The organism is Maribacter sp. 4U21, from assembly GCF_002742365.1.
Classification (GTDB): Bacteria; Bacteroidota; Bacteroidia; order Flavobacteriales; family Flavobacteriaceae; genus Maribacter.
Window position 1 is genome coordinate 68049 of the sequence record NZ_MDGN01000054.1, and the last position, 16062, is coordinate 84110.

Annotated in this window: 16 protein-coding genes and 1 tRNA gene; 5 read left to right on the plus strand and 12 right to left on the minus strand. The window is 39.7% G+C overall.

The features are described from left to right. Nucleotides 1-54: 54 nt before the first annotated feature. The gene (locus BFP77_RS11195; RefSeq protein ID WP_099574113.1) at nt 55-1443 is read right to left on the minus strand and encodes a dipeptidase; all 1389 of its coding nucleotides are present in this window, start codon (nt 1441-1443) and stop codon (nt 55-57) included. Nucleotides 1444-1644: 201 nt separating this feature from the next. Here BFP77_RS11195 and BFP77_RS11200 point away from each other — a divergent pair, with 201 nt between their 5' ends. From BFP77_RS11200 to BFP77_RS11215, 4 genes are all read left to right on the plus strand, one after another. After that, nucleotides 1645-6018, plus strand: a complete 4374-nt coding sequence (locus tag BFP77_RS11200) for a response regulator (protein ID WP_099574114.1) — start codon at nt 1645-1647, stop codon at nt 6016-6018. Nucleotides 6019-6054: 36 nt separating this feature from the next. Next, nucleotides 6055-6432, plus strand: a complete 378-nt coding sequence (locus tag BFP77_RS11205; protein ID WP_099574115.1) for a response regulator transcription factor — start codon at nt 6055-6057, stop codon at nt 6430-6432. Between the two features lie 7 nt (nt 6433-6439). After that, on the plus strand, nt 6440-8137 hold the full coding sequence (locus BFP77_RS11210; protein WP_099574116.1) for an adenylate/guanylate cyclase domain-containing protein: 1698 nt from the start codon (nt 6440-6442) through the stop codon (nt 8135-8137). 129 nt (nt 8138-8266) lie between these two features. Beyond that, nucleotides 8267-8348: transfer RNA gene (locus tag BFP77_RS11215), tRNA-Leu, on the plus strand. 275 nt (nt 8349-8623) lie between these two features. Here BFP77_RS11215 and BFP77_RS11220 read toward each other — a convergent pair. From BFP77_RS11220 to BFP77_RS11255, 11 genes are all read right to left on the minus strand, one after another. Next, nucleotides 8624-8986 carry a DUF7009 family protein gene (locus BFP77_RS11220; RefSeq protein WP_099574117.1) on the minus strand — a complete coding sequence of 121 codons (363 nt, stop codon included), beginning with the start codon at nt 8984-8986 and terminating at the stop codon, nt 8624-8626. Continuing rightward, the gene (locus BFP77_RS11225) at nt 8970-9569 is read right to left on the minus strand and encodes a precorrin-2 dehydrogenase/sirohydrochlorin ferrochelatase family protein (protein ID WP_099574118.1); all 600 of its coding nucleotides are present in this window, start codon (nt 9567-9569) and stop codon (nt 8970-8972) included. The genes BFP77_RS11220 and BFP77_RS11225 overlap by 17 nt, the downstream gene beginning before the upstream one ends. Next, the gene (locus tag BFP77_RS17355) at nt 9556-10416 is read right to left on the minus strand and encodes a sensor histidine kinase (RefSeq protein WP_257212946.1); all 861 of its coding nucleotides are present in this window, start codon (nt 10414-10416) and stop codon (nt 9556-9558) included. The genes BFP77_RS11225 and BFP77_RS17355 overlap by 14 nt, the downstream gene beginning before the upstream one ends. Beyond that, nucleotides 10407-10778, minus strand: coding sequence for a hypothetical protein (locus BFP77_RS17360; RefSeq protein ID WP_257212947.1), 372 nt, complete (start codon nt 10776-10778; stop codon nt 10407-10409). Before BFP77_RS17360 ends, BFP77_RS17355 begins: the two co-directional genes overlap by 10 nt. Before the next feature lie 14 nt (nt 10779-10792). Continuing rightward, nucleotides 10793-11395: a type IV pili methyl-accepting chemotaxis transducer N-terminal domain-containing protein gene (locus tag BFP77_RS17365; protein WP_257212948.1), complete on the minus strand. Its 603-nt coding sequence runs from the start codon at nt 11393-11395 to the stop codon at nt 10793-10795. A gap of 190 nt (nt 11396-11585) precedes the next feature. Next, nucleotides 11586-12011 (minus strand): DUF4202 domain-containing protein, encoded by a 426-nt coding sequence (locus BFP77_RS11235; RefSeq protein WP_306475426.1) that lies wholly within the window; start codon nt 12009-12011, stop codon nt 11586-11588. A gap of 21 nt (nt 12012-12032) precedes the next feature. Then, on the minus strand, nt 12033-12383 hold the full coding sequence (gene nirD, locus BFP77_RS11240) for a nitrite reductase small subunit NirD (RefSeq protein ID WP_099574119.1): 351 nt from the start codon (nt 12381-12383) through the stop codon (nt 12033-12035). Between the two features lie 227 nt (nt 12384-12610). Further along, complete coding sequence (locus BFP77_RS17370) at nt 12611-12733, minus strand: hypothetical protein (protein WP_257212949.1); 123 nt, start codon at nt 12731-12733, stop codon at nt 12611-12613. Between the two features lie 263 nt (nt 12734-12996). Further along, nucleotides 12997-13125, minus strand: a complete 129-nt coding sequence (locus BFP77_RS17375) for a hypothetical protein (RefSeq protein ID WP_257212950.1) — start codon at nt 13123-13125, stop codon at nt 12997-12999. A gap of 144 nt (nt 13126-13269) precedes the next feature. After that, the gene (locus BFP77_RS11250; RefSeq protein ID WP_099574121.1) at nt 13270-13542 is read right to left on the minus strand and encodes a hypothetical protein; all 273 of its coding nucleotides are present in this window, start codon (nt 13540-13542) and stop codon (nt 13270-13272) included. A 15-nt stretch (nt 13543-13557) separates the two neighbouring features. After that, nucleotides 13558-14796: a 3-deoxy-D-manno-octulosonic acid transferase gene (locus BFP77_RS11255; RefSeq protein WP_099574122.1), complete on the minus strand. Its 1239-nt coding sequence runs from the start codon at nt 14794-14796 to the stop codon at nt 13558-13560. A 91-nt stretch (nt 14797-14887) separates the two neighbouring features. On the opposite strand from BFP77_RS11255, the gene BFP77_RS11260 reads away from it, so the two are divergent. Next, the gene (locus BFP77_RS11260; RefSeq protein ID WP_099574123.1) at nt 14888-16042 is read left to right on the plus strand and encodes a DegT/DnrJ/EryC1/StrS family aminotransferase; all 1155 of its coding nucleotides are present in this window, start codon (nt 14888-14890) and stop codon (nt 16040-16042) included. Nucleotides 16043-16062 lie beyond the last annotated feature (20 nt).

Here is a 16062-nt window from a genome sequence, read left to right on the forward strand (position 1 = left end):
AGAATACAGCTTGTTCTTATTCATGTTCTAAAAGCGCAGCCATCTTGCTTTTATTTAAGAATTCATCTCCGTAAAGTATTGATAGAAATACGGAATGGTCTCTATACCTTTTAAATAATTCCACACCCCAAAATGCTCATTAGGGGAATGAATGGCATCGCTATCCAGGCCAAACCCCATGAGAATGGTTTTGCTATTTAATTCTTTTTCAAAAAGTGAAACTATAGGTATGCTGCCACCACTACGTTGCGGAATAGGTTTTTTGCCAAAGGTAGTCTCGTAGGCTTTTGATGCGGCTTGGTACCCAACGGTATCAATGGGCGTAACGTAGCCTTGACCGCCGTGATGCGGGGTAACCTTGACTTTTACTCCTTTAGGAGCTATGCTTTCAAAATGGTTTTTGAACAGTGTCGTTATTTCTTTCCAATCCTGATTGGGGACCAAACGCATGCTAATTTTCGCAAAAGCCTTACTGGCAATTACGGTTTTGGCACCTTCGCCAGTATAACCTCCCCATATACCATTGACATCTAGTGTGGGGCGTATGGCATTCCGCTCATTGGTCGTATACCCCTTTTCCCCATAAACAGCATCAATATCCAATGCTTTCTTATAGGCTTCCAAACTAAAAGGGGCTTTGGCCATCTCCGCTCGTTCCCCTTTGGAAAGTTCTTCTACGTTGTCGTAAAAACCTGGAATGGTAATACGATTATTCTCATCATGCAGACCGGCAATCATTTTGGTTAAAATATTGATGGGGTTGGCCACTGCACCACCATAAAGGCCGGAGTGAAGGTCTCTATTGGGACCCGTAACTTCTACTTCAACATAACTTAAACCTCTTAGTCCGGTAGTGATAGAAGGAATATCGTTAGCGATCATGCCCGTATCCGAAATAAGAATAATATCGTTGGACAGTTTTTCCCTGTTCTCGGCAACGTAAATGGCCAGATTGTTACTTCCCACTTCTTCCTCGCCCTCTATCATGAATTTTACGTTACAGGGTAGCCGACCTGTTTGTACCATAAGTTCCAAGGCTTTTACGTGCATGTACATCTGCCCCTTGTCATCACAAGCACCTCTAGCGAATATGGCCCCTTCTGGATGTAGGTCGGTTTTTTGGATGACAGGTTCAAACGGTGGTGAGTTCCATAAGTCTAATGGGTCTGGCGGTTGTACATCATAATGTCCGTATACCAAGACCGTAGGCAAGGTTTCGTTTATTATTTTCTCTCCATAAACGATAGGATAGCCTTCTGTTTCATGAATTTCCACTACATCGCAACCCGCCTTTTCTAGCGCATCTTTTACGGATGCTGCCGTACGAAGTACATCTTTGGAATAGGCATTATCCGCACTTATAGAAGGTATTTTAAGGAGTTCGATGAGTTCGTTTAAAAATCGTTGTTTGTTTTGGGCAATGTAATCTGTAATCTGTGTCATAGCATATTTTGGAAAGTTTTAAATGTACGAAAAAGAAGTATTTTAACTAATAATGTTCAACGCACAAAGAAGAAAATTTAGTGGAAGCCCAATCCCTTCTTGTTTTATTATAAACAATTAGAGGATGTAATTGTTTATTTTGTATATTTAGAATATACAGGTTAACTCCCCCTCCGCCTGTACTATTTATACCAAACCAACATGCAAGAAAACCATTACCGTTTTGCGCTAGGCAAAAGCCTTTGCTTCAGCTTTATCTTTATTTTTTCATTTTTTGCTTCACTACTAGCCCAAGAACAGGTAGGACGGCCTTTAATTACTTCCTATAGCTACCAAGATTATGAGGCTGACCCAGTAAACTGGTGGGCGTTAGAAGCTGATGACGGTATCATGTATTTTGCTAATCTTGACGGTGTTTTACAGTTTGATGGAGTAAACTGGAACTTGATAGAAACTCCTGGTATTGGCACCCGTAGTTTGGTAAAGGACGATAAGGGTATTATTTATGTTGGAGGCTCAGGGCAATTGGGATACATCACAACATTGGATAATGGAGAAATGAGTTATGAATCTTTAAATGATAAAATACCTGAAGAACATGCTGTTTTTGCTGATGTTTGGGAAATTGACTATTACAAAGGTAGGGTGATTTTTAGAACGGAGTTTAAACTGTATTGCTGGGACGGGGAAGCTATGAAAGTGATAACATCGGAGAATGGGTTGCATGTAGGCGGTATTGTCAACGATGAGTATTATTTGAGAATTTGGGACGTGGGTCTGACTAAACTTACGGATGATGATACGTTTGAGCTTGTGCCCAATGGAGAGAAATTTGCGAGTGAACGAATTTACGCTATACTGCCCTATGATGATAAGGTGTTGATTGGCACAAGAAATGAAGGATTCTATATTTATGATGGTAGAGATTTCACGCCGTTCAAAACAGAAATCGATGAATTTGTCAAAGGAAATCTTTATCTCCCTGGATTCGCCTTAGAAGACGGCCGTTACGTATTTAATACTAATGATGCCGGGGCATATCTTATAGGTCACGACGGTTCCTTCCTGCAAAAATATACCCCAGCTACCGGTTTGCCGGATGGCGCTGTAAACTTTGTCCACGTAGATTCAAGAGGGGTCTTATGGATGGCACTTTTTAAAGGGATATCCAGTACCAACTTAAATTCAAGTCTTACCTTATTGGATTCAAATATGGGTCTGACCACTGATGCTAAGTCGATATACCGCCATAAGGGTACCTTGTATATTAGCACAAACAATGGTGTGTCCTATTTAGATGAAAGTAAAAATGAGATTATTGAAATTCCTGCCACATTTGGTCAAGGAGCTAATTTCGTAAAATTCCGTGATCGTTTGTTTACAGGTACCAGCGGTATGGGTTATATTGAATTAAAGGACAAATCCTTTAGCTACGTAAGGAAAAATATCAATTATGATTTTAGGGCTGGTAACTCGGTACAATCTAAAGTGGATAGTAGCAGAATATATGTTTCGCATCCTCAAGGCCTCATGAGTTTTTACTTTAATGAAAAAACAGAGGAATTTGAGGAAGAATCGGTTACTTATAAATTACCCCCTCTAACTGGCTATTATGAAAATACTGATGGATCACTATGGTTGAGTACAAGAACGGAGGCTCAGGCAATAAAAGTGATACCTAAGTTTATCGAAGGTAAACTTGATATAGACGCATCTGAATTTGTTATATATGACGAAAAGGATGGAGTGCCAAAATCTATCATTTACGTTGGGGGCAATGAGGACGAAATGAACGTATTTGCAGACACAGTTGAAGAAACGTATTATTTTAATGAGGATAATCAACGTTTTGAGAAAAAGAAATTCTTTTTTGATGATTATATAGATTGGAAAAAACCGGGTTCTGGAGGTAAAATAACGGACGATGGAAAACAATTTTTTGATGTGGGTTCTGGAATTATGATTGCAGAGAAACAGGATAATGGGGAGTTTAAGGTAGTGAATACAGATACATTCAAAGAACTTAACAACGCACGTATATCTAATATTTACCCTGAGGAAGCTAGAGCAGACGGTTCTAGGGTTATTTGGTTTTCAGGCCCAGATGGGATTTTTAGATATGAGGGTGATTTGGAAAAACCTGTAATCCCACAATTTAAGGTAGCGGTAAGAAGTATGACTATTGCTGGGGATTCCATCGTTTATGGAGGAAATACGATCTTTCCAGAAAAGATGAGCATTCCGTTTGCTAAAAACTCAGTTACCTTAGGGTACGCATCACCACTTTTTGTTGGCCAAAGGGATATAAAGTATAGTACGCAGTTAAGCGGCTTGGATGATAAATGGTCTGAGTGGACTTCGCAAACAACACGTGAGTATATCAATCTACCGGCGGGTAGCTATACCTTTAAAACCAGGGCGCAAAATATCTATGGGGATATTACGGAGGAGGCTTCGGTTTCTTTTTCCATAAAGGCTCCTTGGTATGCTACCTGGTGGGCGTACCTTCTGTATGGCCTGGCATTTTTAACAGTGGTGTACCTTATTGTAAAAGCGCGTACCAAAATCCTTCTAAACCAGCAAAAGGTTTTGGAAGATACAGTTGAGGAGCGGACCAAGGAAGCCAACCAGCGCTTACAGGAATTGGCAACGGTCAACCAAGTAAGCCAAGCGTTGACCGAAAAGCTACAACTCAATGATTTGATCCAGTTGGTGGGCGATGAAATGAAAAAATTGTTTAAGTCAGACATTACCTATTTGGCCATTTTGAATCCGGATACCAATATCATCAGTTTCCCATACGAAGATGGAGATGATATGCAGCCCATGAATTTTGGGGAGGGCTTAACCTCTCAAATTATTAAGACTGGGGAACCGCTATTAATCAATAAAGATGCGGATATAGCCGCAGAGTATGATAAAATTGGGGTAAAACATTCAGGCAAACAGGCGGTTTCCTATCTGGGGGTGCCTATTCCCGTGGAGGATACAATTATTGGGGTATTGAGTGTTCAGAGCACCCAACAAGAGAGTAGGTTTAATGAACAGGACAAAAATTTATTAAAGACAATTGCAATAAATGTTGGTATTGCCCTACACAACGCAGAGCTTTTTGAAGAAGCCAAAGAGGCAAAAGCAAAGGCTGAGGACGCCAATGAAGCCAAAAGTGCCTTTCTATCTACGGTAAGCCATGAATTAAGAACACCTTTAACTTCGGTCTTGGGCTTTGCCAAAATTATTCGTAAACGGTTGGAGGATAAAATATTCCCGGCCGTCGACGTTAGTGATCAGAAGATCAAGCGAACCATGAAGCAAGTTAGTGAGAATTTGGATGTGGTCGTCTCCGAAGGGGAACGACTAACGAACCTCATTAATGACGTATTGGATTTGGCCAAAATAGAATCCGGCAAAATGGAGTGGAACATGCGCCCCATATTTCTTCAAGATGTAATTCATAGGGGTATAGCAGCTACGTCTTCCCTCTTCGAACAAAAAGGATTGAAACTAAAGAAAAATATTCCGGAGGACTTGCCCATTATCAAAGCGGACGAGGATAAGTTGATTCAAGTGGTCATCAACCTATTATCCAATGCCGTAAAATTCACTGAAAAAGGAACGGTAAGCTTGGAAGCGTATCAGGATAAAGGACAGCTTATTTTTGAAGTGCAGGATACCGGCGTGGGTATTGCGGATGAAGATCGCCACAAAATTTTTGAGCGCTTTAGGCAAGCTGGCGATACGTTGACCGATAAGCCACAGGGTACTGGTTTGGGACTTCCCATCTGTAGGGAAATCATTGAGCACCACGGTGGAATTATCTGGATGAAAAGTGAATTTAATGTGGGGAGTACCTTTTTCTTTTCAATACCCGTTCTGGGAGAAGCGGCCACGCAAGAACCCATACAGCTAGACCGTATCCTTAGAAGTCTTAAAAAGCAGATAAGTCATAGTTCCCGTAAAAAACCGGACGGTAAACCCACAATTTTGGTGGTAGACGACGATACCCCTATACGGTCCTTGTTACGGCAGGAGCTGACGGACACCGGATACCGGGTGCGTGAGGCGGCAAATGGCAAAGCGGCATTGGATATGGTGCGTTTAGAGAAACCGGACCTAATTATTTTAGATGTGATGATGCCGGAGATTAATGGCTTTGACGTAGCGGCAGTATTAAAGAATGACCCCGCTACCATGGATATTCCTATCATCATACTTTCTATCGTACAGGATAAGGAACGTGGATTTAGAATTGGTGTAGATCGCTATTTGACCAAACCTATTGATACGGAGAAACTATTTCACGAAGTAGACGAATTACTGGAACAGGGGGTTTCCAAAAAGAAAGTTCTGGTCGTTGATGAAGATGCCTCAGCGGTAAAGACCTTGACCGAGGTTTTAAGTGCACGTGGCTACAAAGTGGTGGAAGCTACATCGGATAATCTGTTGCAAACGGCAAACGAGTCGATGCCTGATATCATTATGCTCAATTCAATTTATAATGGGGATAAGAACTTTATCAAAGATTTGAAAGTACAAAAGGGGATGGAGAACGTCATGTTCTTTGTTTATGAATAAATGGTTTCCCGCACCAATTCAATTTAAAAGAAAAGCATGAATAAAAAATTACTGATTGTAGATGATGAACCTCATATTAGAATGCTTATTGAGCAGACCTTAGAAGACTTGGAGGATGTGGGTGTGGAACTTTTGTTCGCCGAAAATGGGGAACAGGCTTTGGATATTATAAAAAAAGAGCAGCCTAATTTGGTCTTCTTGGATGTAATGATGCCAAAAATGAACGGGATGGAGGTCTGCCAAAAAGTTAAAAAGGAACTCAAACTTACAGAGGTTTATATCATTCTTTTAACGGCCAAGGGCCAAGAGGTAGACCGTCAAAAAGGATTGGATATGGGAGCCGATCGATACATGACAAAACCATTTGATCCAGATGAAATGCTGGCGGTTGCAGAGGAAATAATTAAAGGGTAAAGCGGACATGGGCGAAAATGGCATTTCTTTATGGAATAGAGCCTTAAAATATGTGCTTAAAAGGGATAAGGATTCGATTTCCCTCATTAAGCAAATGACGGCCTATTTTAAAATGGAGCTGCTTGTTTTGGATTATGATCATGGGGTACTATGGGGTACTATAGATGCGGAATATCCCTATACCTTTGATTTACGTATTGATGAACTAAACTTGGGGACTGTTAAGACTACTACTTCCAATGGCTCCTTAATGGCCAATCTTATCAAAGCCTTATTGACCAAAGAGTTTGAGAAGAAAAGAATTGGAAAGGAGGTATTGAGCCTTTACCGTGAAATCAATATGATTTACGGCCTTAGTGAGATGATTTCGGAAAAAATTGACAGGGACTCTATTGCCGAAATTGCGTTACAGGAATCTTCCCAAATCATCGGTTCTACCCATGGTCTATTTTTACTCTACGAACCAGAGGAGGGTAAGGTTACGGAACTTGCCGCTTTTGGACACAACCCAAATAGTGGCGAAAATATCAAAAGTCAGAATGATGTTCTTAAAGCCTTAATTTTAAAGGGTAATTCTGCTATAGTTCCTGAGAATAGGATTAAGGATAATCCATCCCTAAAGCATCTTAAAGCAGTCATGTATGCACCGTTGAAAGTGAAGCATAGAACACTGGGGATGGTTATCTTAGGGCACGAGGACAAAAAAGAATTTACAGCTGCAGAATTAAAATTACTTACTACGATTGCCTTACAAACAGCCGCCGCCATTGAAAGCGCACATTTATATCAAAAAGGCTTAAAGGAGGCACGGGATCGGGAGGAAGCTATACGTCAAATCCATGAGGTAAGTCAGAAATTTGTTCCCTCGGAATTCATAAAATCGTTAGGTAAGGCTAAAATTACAGAAGTCCTATTAGGTGACCTTGCGGAAAGAGAGGTAACAGTTGTATTTGCGGATATCCGTGAATTCACAACGATTTCTGAAAGGCTGTCCCCTAGAGATAATTTTTTGTTCGTAAACGGTTTTAACAACCGTATGGGGCCTATTGTAAGGAAGAATGGAGGGTTTATTATGCAATATTTGGGAGATGGGTTCATGGCTTTATTTCCAGATGGTCCACAAAGTGCCCTAACGGCGTCTGTAGAAATGCATAAAGTGCTACATGAATATAATAAGGAGCGGGTATTAAAGAACCGGTTGCCCGTTAGAATTGGCGTGGGTATGCAGGATGGTCATTTAATTATGGGGATTACGGGAGATAGTAACCGTTTAGATGCTGCTATTATTTCGGATACCGTGAATACCGCTGCACGAATAGAGGGTCTATCCAAGCACTATGGCACCTCAATCTTGTTGACAAAGGAGTGCAAAGATAAATTGACTGAGCTGAAGGAATTTAACTTTAGGTATTTAGGACCTGTTCAGGTCAAAGGAAAACAAAAAGCCATAGAATTGTACGAGTGTATCGATGGGGATGAGGATTTATTATTCCGCCATAAGTTACAAACAACCCCAACGTTCAATGATGCTATGAATTATTATTTTAACATGGAATTTGCTATGGCGGCGGTTGCGTTTCAGGAAATTTTTAAATTGAACGTCTTGGATAAAACCTCTAAATTATTTTTAAATAAATCGGCCCACCTTATTACCCAAGAGATAGAGGATAATTGGGATGGCGTGGAACTTATGGGGACAAAATAGGGTCATTCTTTCTTTATAAAATTCGGCTAGATACCTAAAAACAACTTTTTGATAAAGTAGGTTTCAAAATTCAAAAATTACATTATATTTGCAGCCCGATAAACGGATTAATTTTCGGGAAATAGTGATGCAGGCGTGGTGGAATTGGTAGACACGCTAGACTTAGGATCTAGTGCCGCAAGGTGTGAGAGTTCGAGTCTCTCCGCCTGTACAAAGTAAGAGCTCTTCGGTAAACGAGGGGCTTTTTTAGTTAGGAATAATCCGTATGCGTACTGAATTTAAGGAGAGCGATGTCTCGGAGTTTATCCTGAGCGAAGCCGAAGGGCCTGTACAAAGTAAAAGCTCTCCGGTAAACGGGGGGCTTTTTTAGTTAGGAATAATCCGTATGCGCACTGAATTTAAGGAGAGGCGAGTCTCGGAGTTTATCCTGAGTAAAGCCGAAGGGCTTGTAGAAAGGGAAAAGATGATTTTTAGGAGTCGGTTTTTTTACGCTTTTGGATTGGGATAATTATCGCATTGATCTTCAATAGTCTCGTCCATACACACGAAATCCTTTTCCACTAAAAGCGAAAGCTCGAAATTATCGGCCCTGACCAAGGTATGCCTAAAGCCTATTTCATTAGAGGTATACCAGCCCACACTCATTTCTTTGGACATAAATAAGGTAATTGTATTGTCTTTAAACTCCGCATCTAGGACAGCAGTAGCTTCTTTGGCTTCCAGCACATAGGTAAATACCGAATTGCCAAAGTTCGTAGATTCTTCATAACGCCCCGTTGCACAGAAAGTCTCCACTTCTGATTTTGTTAAACGGTATCTAATGGAATTTCCTCTAATCCTTATTTTCATCCTTTTCTTTTTTTTGGACCAACCCCTTAGTGAATTCGTTCAGGGTCTCTACTTTTTCTTCAAAATCTCCTTTTATAGTTTTGCGGTATTCGTTGAGGTTCTTTACCAAATCATCGATATTTTCCGGAATCACATCTTCAAAGAATTGGCGCAAGCGCTTGGCCGTTGTTGGCGATTTTCCATTGGTGGAAATAGCGACTTTTACATTGCCTTTGGTAACGATACCGCCCATATAAAAATCGCAAAAAGGTGGGTTGTCCGCCACATTCACTAAAATAGAACGTTTTCTGCAATCTGCATAAACTTGTTCGTTTACTTTTGGAAATTCCGTCGTTGCAATGACGAGGTGTTTTTTTCTCAAAAGCCTCCTTTTATAACGTCCCTTATGCATTTTTACATGATGCTTTTCGGCCAGTTCAATGGTGCCCTTGCGATACATTGGAGAAATCATTTCCACTTGTGCATTAGGACTGGATTTTAGTAAAAAGGTCAGTTTCTCCTCAGCAACGTTGCCTCCGCCCACAATTAAAATATGCAATTGCGACACTTTTAGAAAAACGGGATATAACTCATTCTGTTCCATTCAAGATTGTTTTTTGTTCGCTTTTGTAATTAATGGTTACACGTGTTCCCTTTCCCGGTTCGGAATGTATAAAGAGACGTCCGTTAATGTAACTGATGTGTTCTTTCATAAAAAAAAGCCCCATACCGCCTTCGCTATTGTTTTTAGGCACATCGTTTAAGATGTTGGTATTAAAACCTTTGCCGTCGTCATCAATAACAATGCTTAAAATAGCTTCCTTAAAATTGATAGTGACCAGAATATAGTTCGCCTGCGCATATTTTATGGCATTATTAACGGCCTCTTGGGTAACCCTATAAATATTGGTTTCGGCAAGGGAGTCCAAGCGGATGTTGGTGTCCGATTTATTTTCGAAAAGAATTGTTTTTCCTGTGAGTTTAGAGAGTTCTACGGTCATTTTTTGGAGGGCCGGGAAAATACCGTGATCGCTCAATTCCGGAGGTGTCAAATTAAACGTAGCGGTACGTACACCTTTGATAAGGTCAGCGGTAAGGTCTTTAAGGTAGGATATTTTCTCCACTGATTTTTCTTTGTTCGCAAGGTCGATGGACTCTATATTAAATCGTAATGCCGTTAGCATCTGACCAATACCGTCATGAATGTCTTTGGCGATGCGTTTTCGTTCTTCTTCCTGACACTCCACTATTTGACTGGCCTGGCGTTTCTTTTGAAGCATACGTTCCTCGAAATTATCTTGGGTCAATTGCTCAAGTTTCAAGGCGTTTTGCTTACGCTGCGTAATATCGGAGCAAAGAATTAAGATGCTCTGTTGTCTGCTTGCTTGGTGCATGGGTATAATGGACATGTCAAACCAAATGCGCTTACCATCTAATGTGGTCAATGCCATCTCCTCATTTCTAATATTGTTTTTCTATTGCTTTTAAAGATTTCTTTTAAGTACTGTTGCTGACCCTCGTCCGTAATCAAAAGTTCCGATAAAGGCTTGTTCAACTGGGCTTCTTTAAGGTTCAATAAGTGCATAAATTTTTTGCTTATGAAAACAATGCTTCCATCGTTTCTGGCACTTGCGAATAGGGCTGCATTACCGATTACAAAATTGAGTTCTTGTAACTCTTTTAAAGCTTTTCCCTGCTCCGTTAAAAGCGTTTTTATTTTTTCGGCGTTGGCGTTCAATTCCGTTTGTGCACGCATCAACTTGAAAATCGTTTTGCGTGTCTGTACCGACAGCGGTCTAAAAATAAAGAACATTTCCAGAAGCAAAATCAAAAGTGAAAAAGCAAGAAGCCAATATTCTTTTTTTTCAAGTTCTGTAATTGAGCATTACTATGAGCACCATACTTATTTACTATATTGTCCATCATCCACAAAAAAGTCCGTTCGTTTTCTAGGAGAATGGTTTTTTGCTTCTCAAAATCTTCTGTTTGGCCTTTTTGGGATAAAATTGTCTCTATGGCGCCGACCATTGCCTTGTGGTGCGGGTCTATTTCTTCAAAAAGGGATAGGATTTCGGTATTCTTTTCAACGGGAAGTCTCATTTTCCTATCCTCGGATTGCAGCCCATGATGAGATGCTTTCCAAACCATTAAGGTTTTCTCTATTTCCGATATGATTTGTTGCCTATCTATAGGGATGTTGGTTTCTTTAAGCAGTAATATTTCCTTTACCAACTTTTGGCTGAATGCCCGTTGGCGGCCAGCAATCTTAATGACCCGTGAATCGTTGAGTTGGGAGTTTAAGTGCGCTTGTATTAGAATTTGGGCAACGATAATGGTTAGAGCAATACCGGCCAAGGCCAAAAGATACCACTTAAGAATCCTCTGAAAGGTCGTAGTGTCTAGTGGTTTCTTATGTTTGCTGTTCGCCATTGCCGTTTTATTTAAAAGGGTAGTTTATGCGCTACCTATCGCCTTGGATACTAAATTCATAGAGTTCTCCGATAAGGGTAATTGTAAGGCGGCCCCGTGGTCTTTTTAGACATTTTACGCCATGTTTTTTAAGAATATCAATATTTTTTTCCTTGGGATGTTTTACCGCGAACGGTTTAAAGTAGTGTTTTTAAAATACAAGGCAAATGACATTTTTCAAGGTTTGGGTTTCTTCGTTCTTCTTTAATTGCTTTTTTTCTAAAAGGAATTTAACTTTTGAAATGATTTCCTCTGTGTAGCCTATTTCGCTTAAAATGGCAGCTGCATTTGCTGCATGGAATCTTTTAAGTGCCTGTCGCCAACGTAGATAGCCCTCTCGGTTCATTTTGTAGGAATCCCTGGCAATCTCCCAACGGCAGATGTGCTGGCACCTTGCCGTTAATTGTAAGGCTTCGGAAGCGTTGGGTTCAAAACTATTGAGCTGCATTGTCATCCGTTGCGCGTACAACAGTTCTTTCGGATAGGTTTTTCCATCAAAAACTTCAGTATTTGGGTCTTGTTGATTGGCCTCGTGAAAAAGATGAAACGCACGTTGAAGTTTATTGGAAGTGGACATATTATTCGGTTTAGGCCAAAACTATTCAGAAAAGCCTACATATACAACGTCATTTTCAACTTTTACGGGATAGGTGGCAATTGCCTCCAAGTCACCGTTCAAATGCTTTCCGGTTTTCAAGGAGAAATTGTTCTTATGCAAAGGACAGGCTACCTTCGCTTCCATTTGCTCATCACCTATCATTTCCCAAGAGAGTACCGTTTCCATTTTATGCGGACAAAGATTTTGACAAGCATACCAAACGCCTTTTCTTTTAAAATTAAAGACTGCGATTTGTTTGTCCTTATATTTAATGCACGCACCTCCAGTTTCGGGAAATGAAGCTCCTAATTTGTACGATTTGGATACGAATAAGGATCTTAAATATTCTATTGATTTTCGCTCAGTTTACGCCACAATACTCTCAAAGTGGTTGAAGGTACACACCAAAGAAATTTTAAATTATAAAGGCGAAATCTTAGATTTTATTTAGAGTCAAAGAGCCAAAGCTACGTTGATTTTTGAATAGGTCTTAGCTAAGTGAGGAAATAAAAAACCTCCCAAAAGAGAGGTTTTCCTAAAGTAATTTTTAATCGATAAACAATAGTTTAAAATTGATTTTAGATTAGTCCAATTAAGGACATGAAGGTTCCTACTGCAACGACAGCCAAAAAGGCGTTCATCGCAATAATTAGAACGGATAGATAAGAATCTACCCCTGTTTTAAATGATAAATCTTTCATGACATTACCTACTTTAAAGTTATAATTTTCAAATTAGATATTGTTGGTGGTCTGATTTAATAAATGTTGTAAAATCTTACAATAATGTGGTAAAACCGTATATTTTTGTGGTTTGAACAAAACGGAATACGCTTTTAACGATAAAAATTGAATTTCATCGAGCTGGGACTACTTAGCTTGTTTAGATTTGAATAAAAAAAGCACACTTGTCCAAAAGCATGTTTTTTAGTAATCTTTAGAATATTCTAGAGTAGTTCGCTTTTCTATATTACGCCCATGAAATCCAATATCAATGCTATCGGAATGGCTATTAGAATACCAACTAAGCATGCAATCATTAATTTTAAAAAACCATTAAGGATTTTTACTCCTGATGTAAGTTCCTGTTCCATAATCATATAGTGTTGTTTCGTCTAATATATGGATTATGAAATTAAGTTCTTCGAAAAAGCATTTTGAAATCGACCAAACGCCTAAAAGTTGCTATGAAGTAAAAAATAGCTACAATTCTTTATAATCACAATAAGGCTGAATGACTATTTTGATAAAGGTTCTGACACTTCGTTTTTTTCAGGGAAATCTAAATCGGTTGTGATTCTGGGTTTTAGGGTGTCCCTGGATTTTTGCTTTTTAGTTTTTTTAACGGGTTTGTGTAGTATGGAATCTTTTCGTTGATCTCTAAGTGGTACTTCACTACCCTTTTTTTGATTCTCGGCTGGAGACTTTTGACCAGATTTTGATGTCGTCTCCCCGCAAGAGAAAAGGAATAGTAGGGCAGCAGTTAGTATAAGGTTCTTGGGCAATTTCATAAGCGAGTACATTGTCTACTTTAATAAAGTACGTATACCATCCATTATTCGGACGCTCGCTCCTTTATTCTTTTCAATGTAAGTACGGTTTATTTGACCCAATTCAGCGCTTTTGTCCTCGCTTGTAATAAGCATTTCAGCGATTGAAGAAAACTCAGGCTTATTGGAAATAGGTAGAACACCTCCCAGTTCCACCAGTTTTTCCGCTTCCAGAAAGCCATTGTAATTAGGGCCTATGATAACGGGTACACCAAACACGGCGGGTTCCAAGGTGTTATGTAGGCCAGTCGCGAAGCCGCCGCCCACATAGGCGATATCCGCATAACTATATATTTTGGTCAAAAGCCCTATAGTGTCTATAATAAGTACCTGGGTTGTTTTTAAATCTTTATCCCCAATTTCGGAAAATAGCACTGTACTTTTGGTAATGGACGCTTTTAAGTTTGATATATGATTCCTTTTTATATTATGTGGTGCAATAACAAACTTTGTTGTGGAGGGCGAGGTATTCATGAAATCCACTAGTACTTCTTCGTCTTCCGGCCATGTACTTCCTGCTACAAAACATGTATGATTTTTAGAAAAACTATTCATGAACCCTAGATTGTTATCGCGTTCCAGTATTTCGGAAACCCTATCAAACCTCGTATCGCCGCTAATATCCGTGTTGGTTAAGTTAATGGATTTCAGTAGTTCTTTGGATACACTATCCTGTACATAGAAATGGGAAAAATTACGTAAACTCTTTCGCATAAAACCTCCATGAGCTTTGAAAAAGATTTGTGATTTTCTGAAAAGCCCTGAAATAAGTACCGCGGGTATTTTTCTTTTGCCCAATTCAGTGAGGTAGTTGGGCCATATTTCATATTTAACAAAAACAGCAAGTTCAGGATGTACGGTGTCTAAAAACTGAATGACTTTCTTTTGGGTGTCCATTGGTAAATAGGTTACCACATCTGCCTCTTTTGTATTTTTTTTGACTTCATAACCGGAGGGGGAGAAGAAGGTCAACACCAATTTATGTTCGGGATAATCCAATCGTAACCGTTCTAGAATAGGTAATCCTTGTTCATACTCACCCAAAGATGCCGTATGTAGCCAAATAGTTTTGTCCGTCTCATTAATATGCTTTTTTAGTGTTGCAAAGGTTTGTTTCCTTCCTTTTACAAAAAGAGAGAGTTTTGTGTTAACCAGCGCTAGTAGTTTTAGCAGCTGCCAGGTGATAGAGACGACAATATTATAAATTAAAAGCAAACTCTTTTATTTGAAGCTAAATTACGTTTCTTTCCAGAAATTCATTGTCAGACGTTTCGTATTTTTGTGGTGCTTCACCTAATGTAGAAAAATGAAAAAAATTCAAATGGTAGACCTTGGTGGTCAATACCAGGAAATAAAAGAGCAGGTTAACGCCTCTATCGCCCAAATTTTGGAAACATCAAGCTTCATTAACGGGCCAGAGGTACACTCCTTCCAAAAAGATTTGGAAACTTATCTTGGCGTGAAACATGTTATCCCCTGCGCAAACGGAACGGATGCTTTGCAAATCGCTATGATGGGCTTAAATCTAGCGCCGGGCGATGAGGTCATCACTGCGGATTTTACCTTTGCGGCTACCGTTGAGGTGATTGCCTTATTACAATTAACTCCAGTTTTGGTAGATGTAGATTTGGATACTTTCAATATTAGTATTGATGCCATAGAAAAAGCCATTACCCCAAAGACCAAGGCAATAGTGCCAGTGCATTTGTTCGGACAATGTTCTGATATGGACGCCATTATGAGTTTGGCCAAAGAACATAATTTATTCGTAATTGAGGATAACGCACAGGCAATTGGCGCTAAATATCGTTCAAAAACAGGGAAAAAGGCTATGGCAGGTACTATAGGTCATATTGGTGCAACATCATTCTTTCCCTCTAAAAATTTGGGAGCCTATGGTGATGGAGGTGCTATTTTTACTAATGATGACGATTTGGCACATACACTGCGAGGTATCGTAAATCACGGAATGTACGAGCGTTATCATCACGATGTGGTCGGAGTTAATTCTAGATTAGATTCTATACAAGCGGCGGTACTAAGGGCTAAGCTCCCAAAGTTGGATAGCTATTGCAACGCCAGAAGAGCCGCTGCAAGGAAATATAATATGGCTTTTGCAGATAGGACCAACATCATAGTACCTAAAACCGTTAATGGTTGTGAAGGTATTTGTGATGTTTGTGATTGTCACGTTTTTCATCAGTATACCTTAAGAATTACGAATGGTAAGCGAGACGCTTTAGTGACCTATTTAAATGAGCACGGTATTCCATGCGGAGTGTATTACCCCATTCCCCTACACAAACAAAAGGCTTACGTAGATGAGCGATATCAGGAGGAAGATTTCCCTCATACGAACCAATTGGTAAAGGAGGTAATTTCATTGCCCATGCATACGGAACTTGACGATGAGCAGTTAAACTATATTACGTCTAGGGTTATCGAATTTGTAAATGGCTAAGCCAGTTTAGTGTATATATT

What these genes read in the sequence shown, in the direction of transcription:
- BFP77_RS11205 (WP_099574115.1), top strand. Translation starts at nt 6,055, where the DNA reads ATGAATAAAAAATTACTGATTGTAGATGATGAACCTCATATTAGAATG.
- BFP77_RS11260 (WP_099574123.1), top strand. Translation starts at nt 14,888, where the DNA reads ATGAAAAAAATTCAAATGGTAGACCTTGGTGGTCAATACCAGGAAATA.
- BFP77_RS11250 (WP_099574121.1), bottom strand. Translation starts at nt 13,542, where the DNA reads ATGAAATTGCCCAAGAACCTTATACTAACTGCTGCCCTACTATTCCTT.
- BFP77_RS17365 (WP_257212948.1), bottom strand. Translation starts at nt 11,395, where the DNA reads ATGGCGAACAGCAAACATAAGAAACCACTAGACACTACGACCTTTCAG.
- BFP77_RS11195 (WP_099574113.1), bottom strand. Translation starts at nt 1,443, where the DNA reads ATGACACAGATTACAGATTACATTGCCCAAAACAAACAACGATTTTTA.
- BFP77_RS11235 (WP_306475426.1), bottom strand. Translation starts at nt 12,011, where the DNA reads ATGTCCACTTCCAATAAACTTCAACGTGCGTTTCATCTTTTTCACGAG.
- BFP77_RS17375 (WP_257212950.1), bottom strand. Translation starts at nt 13,125, where the DNA reads ATGGAACAGGAACTTACATCAGGAGTAAAAATCCTTAATGGTTTTTTA.
- BFP77_RS17370 (WP_257212949.1), bottom strand. Translation starts at nt 12,733, where the DNA reads ATGAAAGATTTATCATTTAAAACAGGGGTAGATTCTTATCTATCCGTT.
- BFP77_RS17360 (WP_257212947.1), bottom strand. Translation starts at nt 10,778, where the DNA reads ATGTTCTTTATTTTTAGACCGCTGTCGGTACAGACACGCAAAACGATT.
- BFP77_RS11200 (WP_099574114.1), top strand. Translation starts at nt 1,645, where the DNA reads ATGCAAGAAAACCATTACCGTTTTGCGCTAGGCAAAAGCCTTTGCTTC.
- BFP77_RS11210 (WP_099574116.1), top strand. Translation starts at nt 6,440, where the DNA reads ATGGGCGAAAATGGCATTTCTTTATGGAATAGAGCCTTAAAATATGTG.
- BFP77_RS17355 (WP_257212946.1), bottom strand. Translation starts at nt 10,416, where the DNA reads ATGGCATTGACCACATTAGATGGTAAGCGCATTTGGTTTGACATGTCC.
- BFP77_RS11225 (WP_099574118.1), bottom strand. Translation starts at nt 9,569, where the DNA reads ATGGAACAGAATGAGTTATATCCCGTTTTTCTAAAAGTGTCGCAATTG.
- BFP77_RS11220 (WP_099574117.1), bottom strand. Translation starts at nt 8,986, where the DNA reads ATGAAAATAAGGATTAGAGGAAATTCCATTAGATACCGTTTAACAAAA.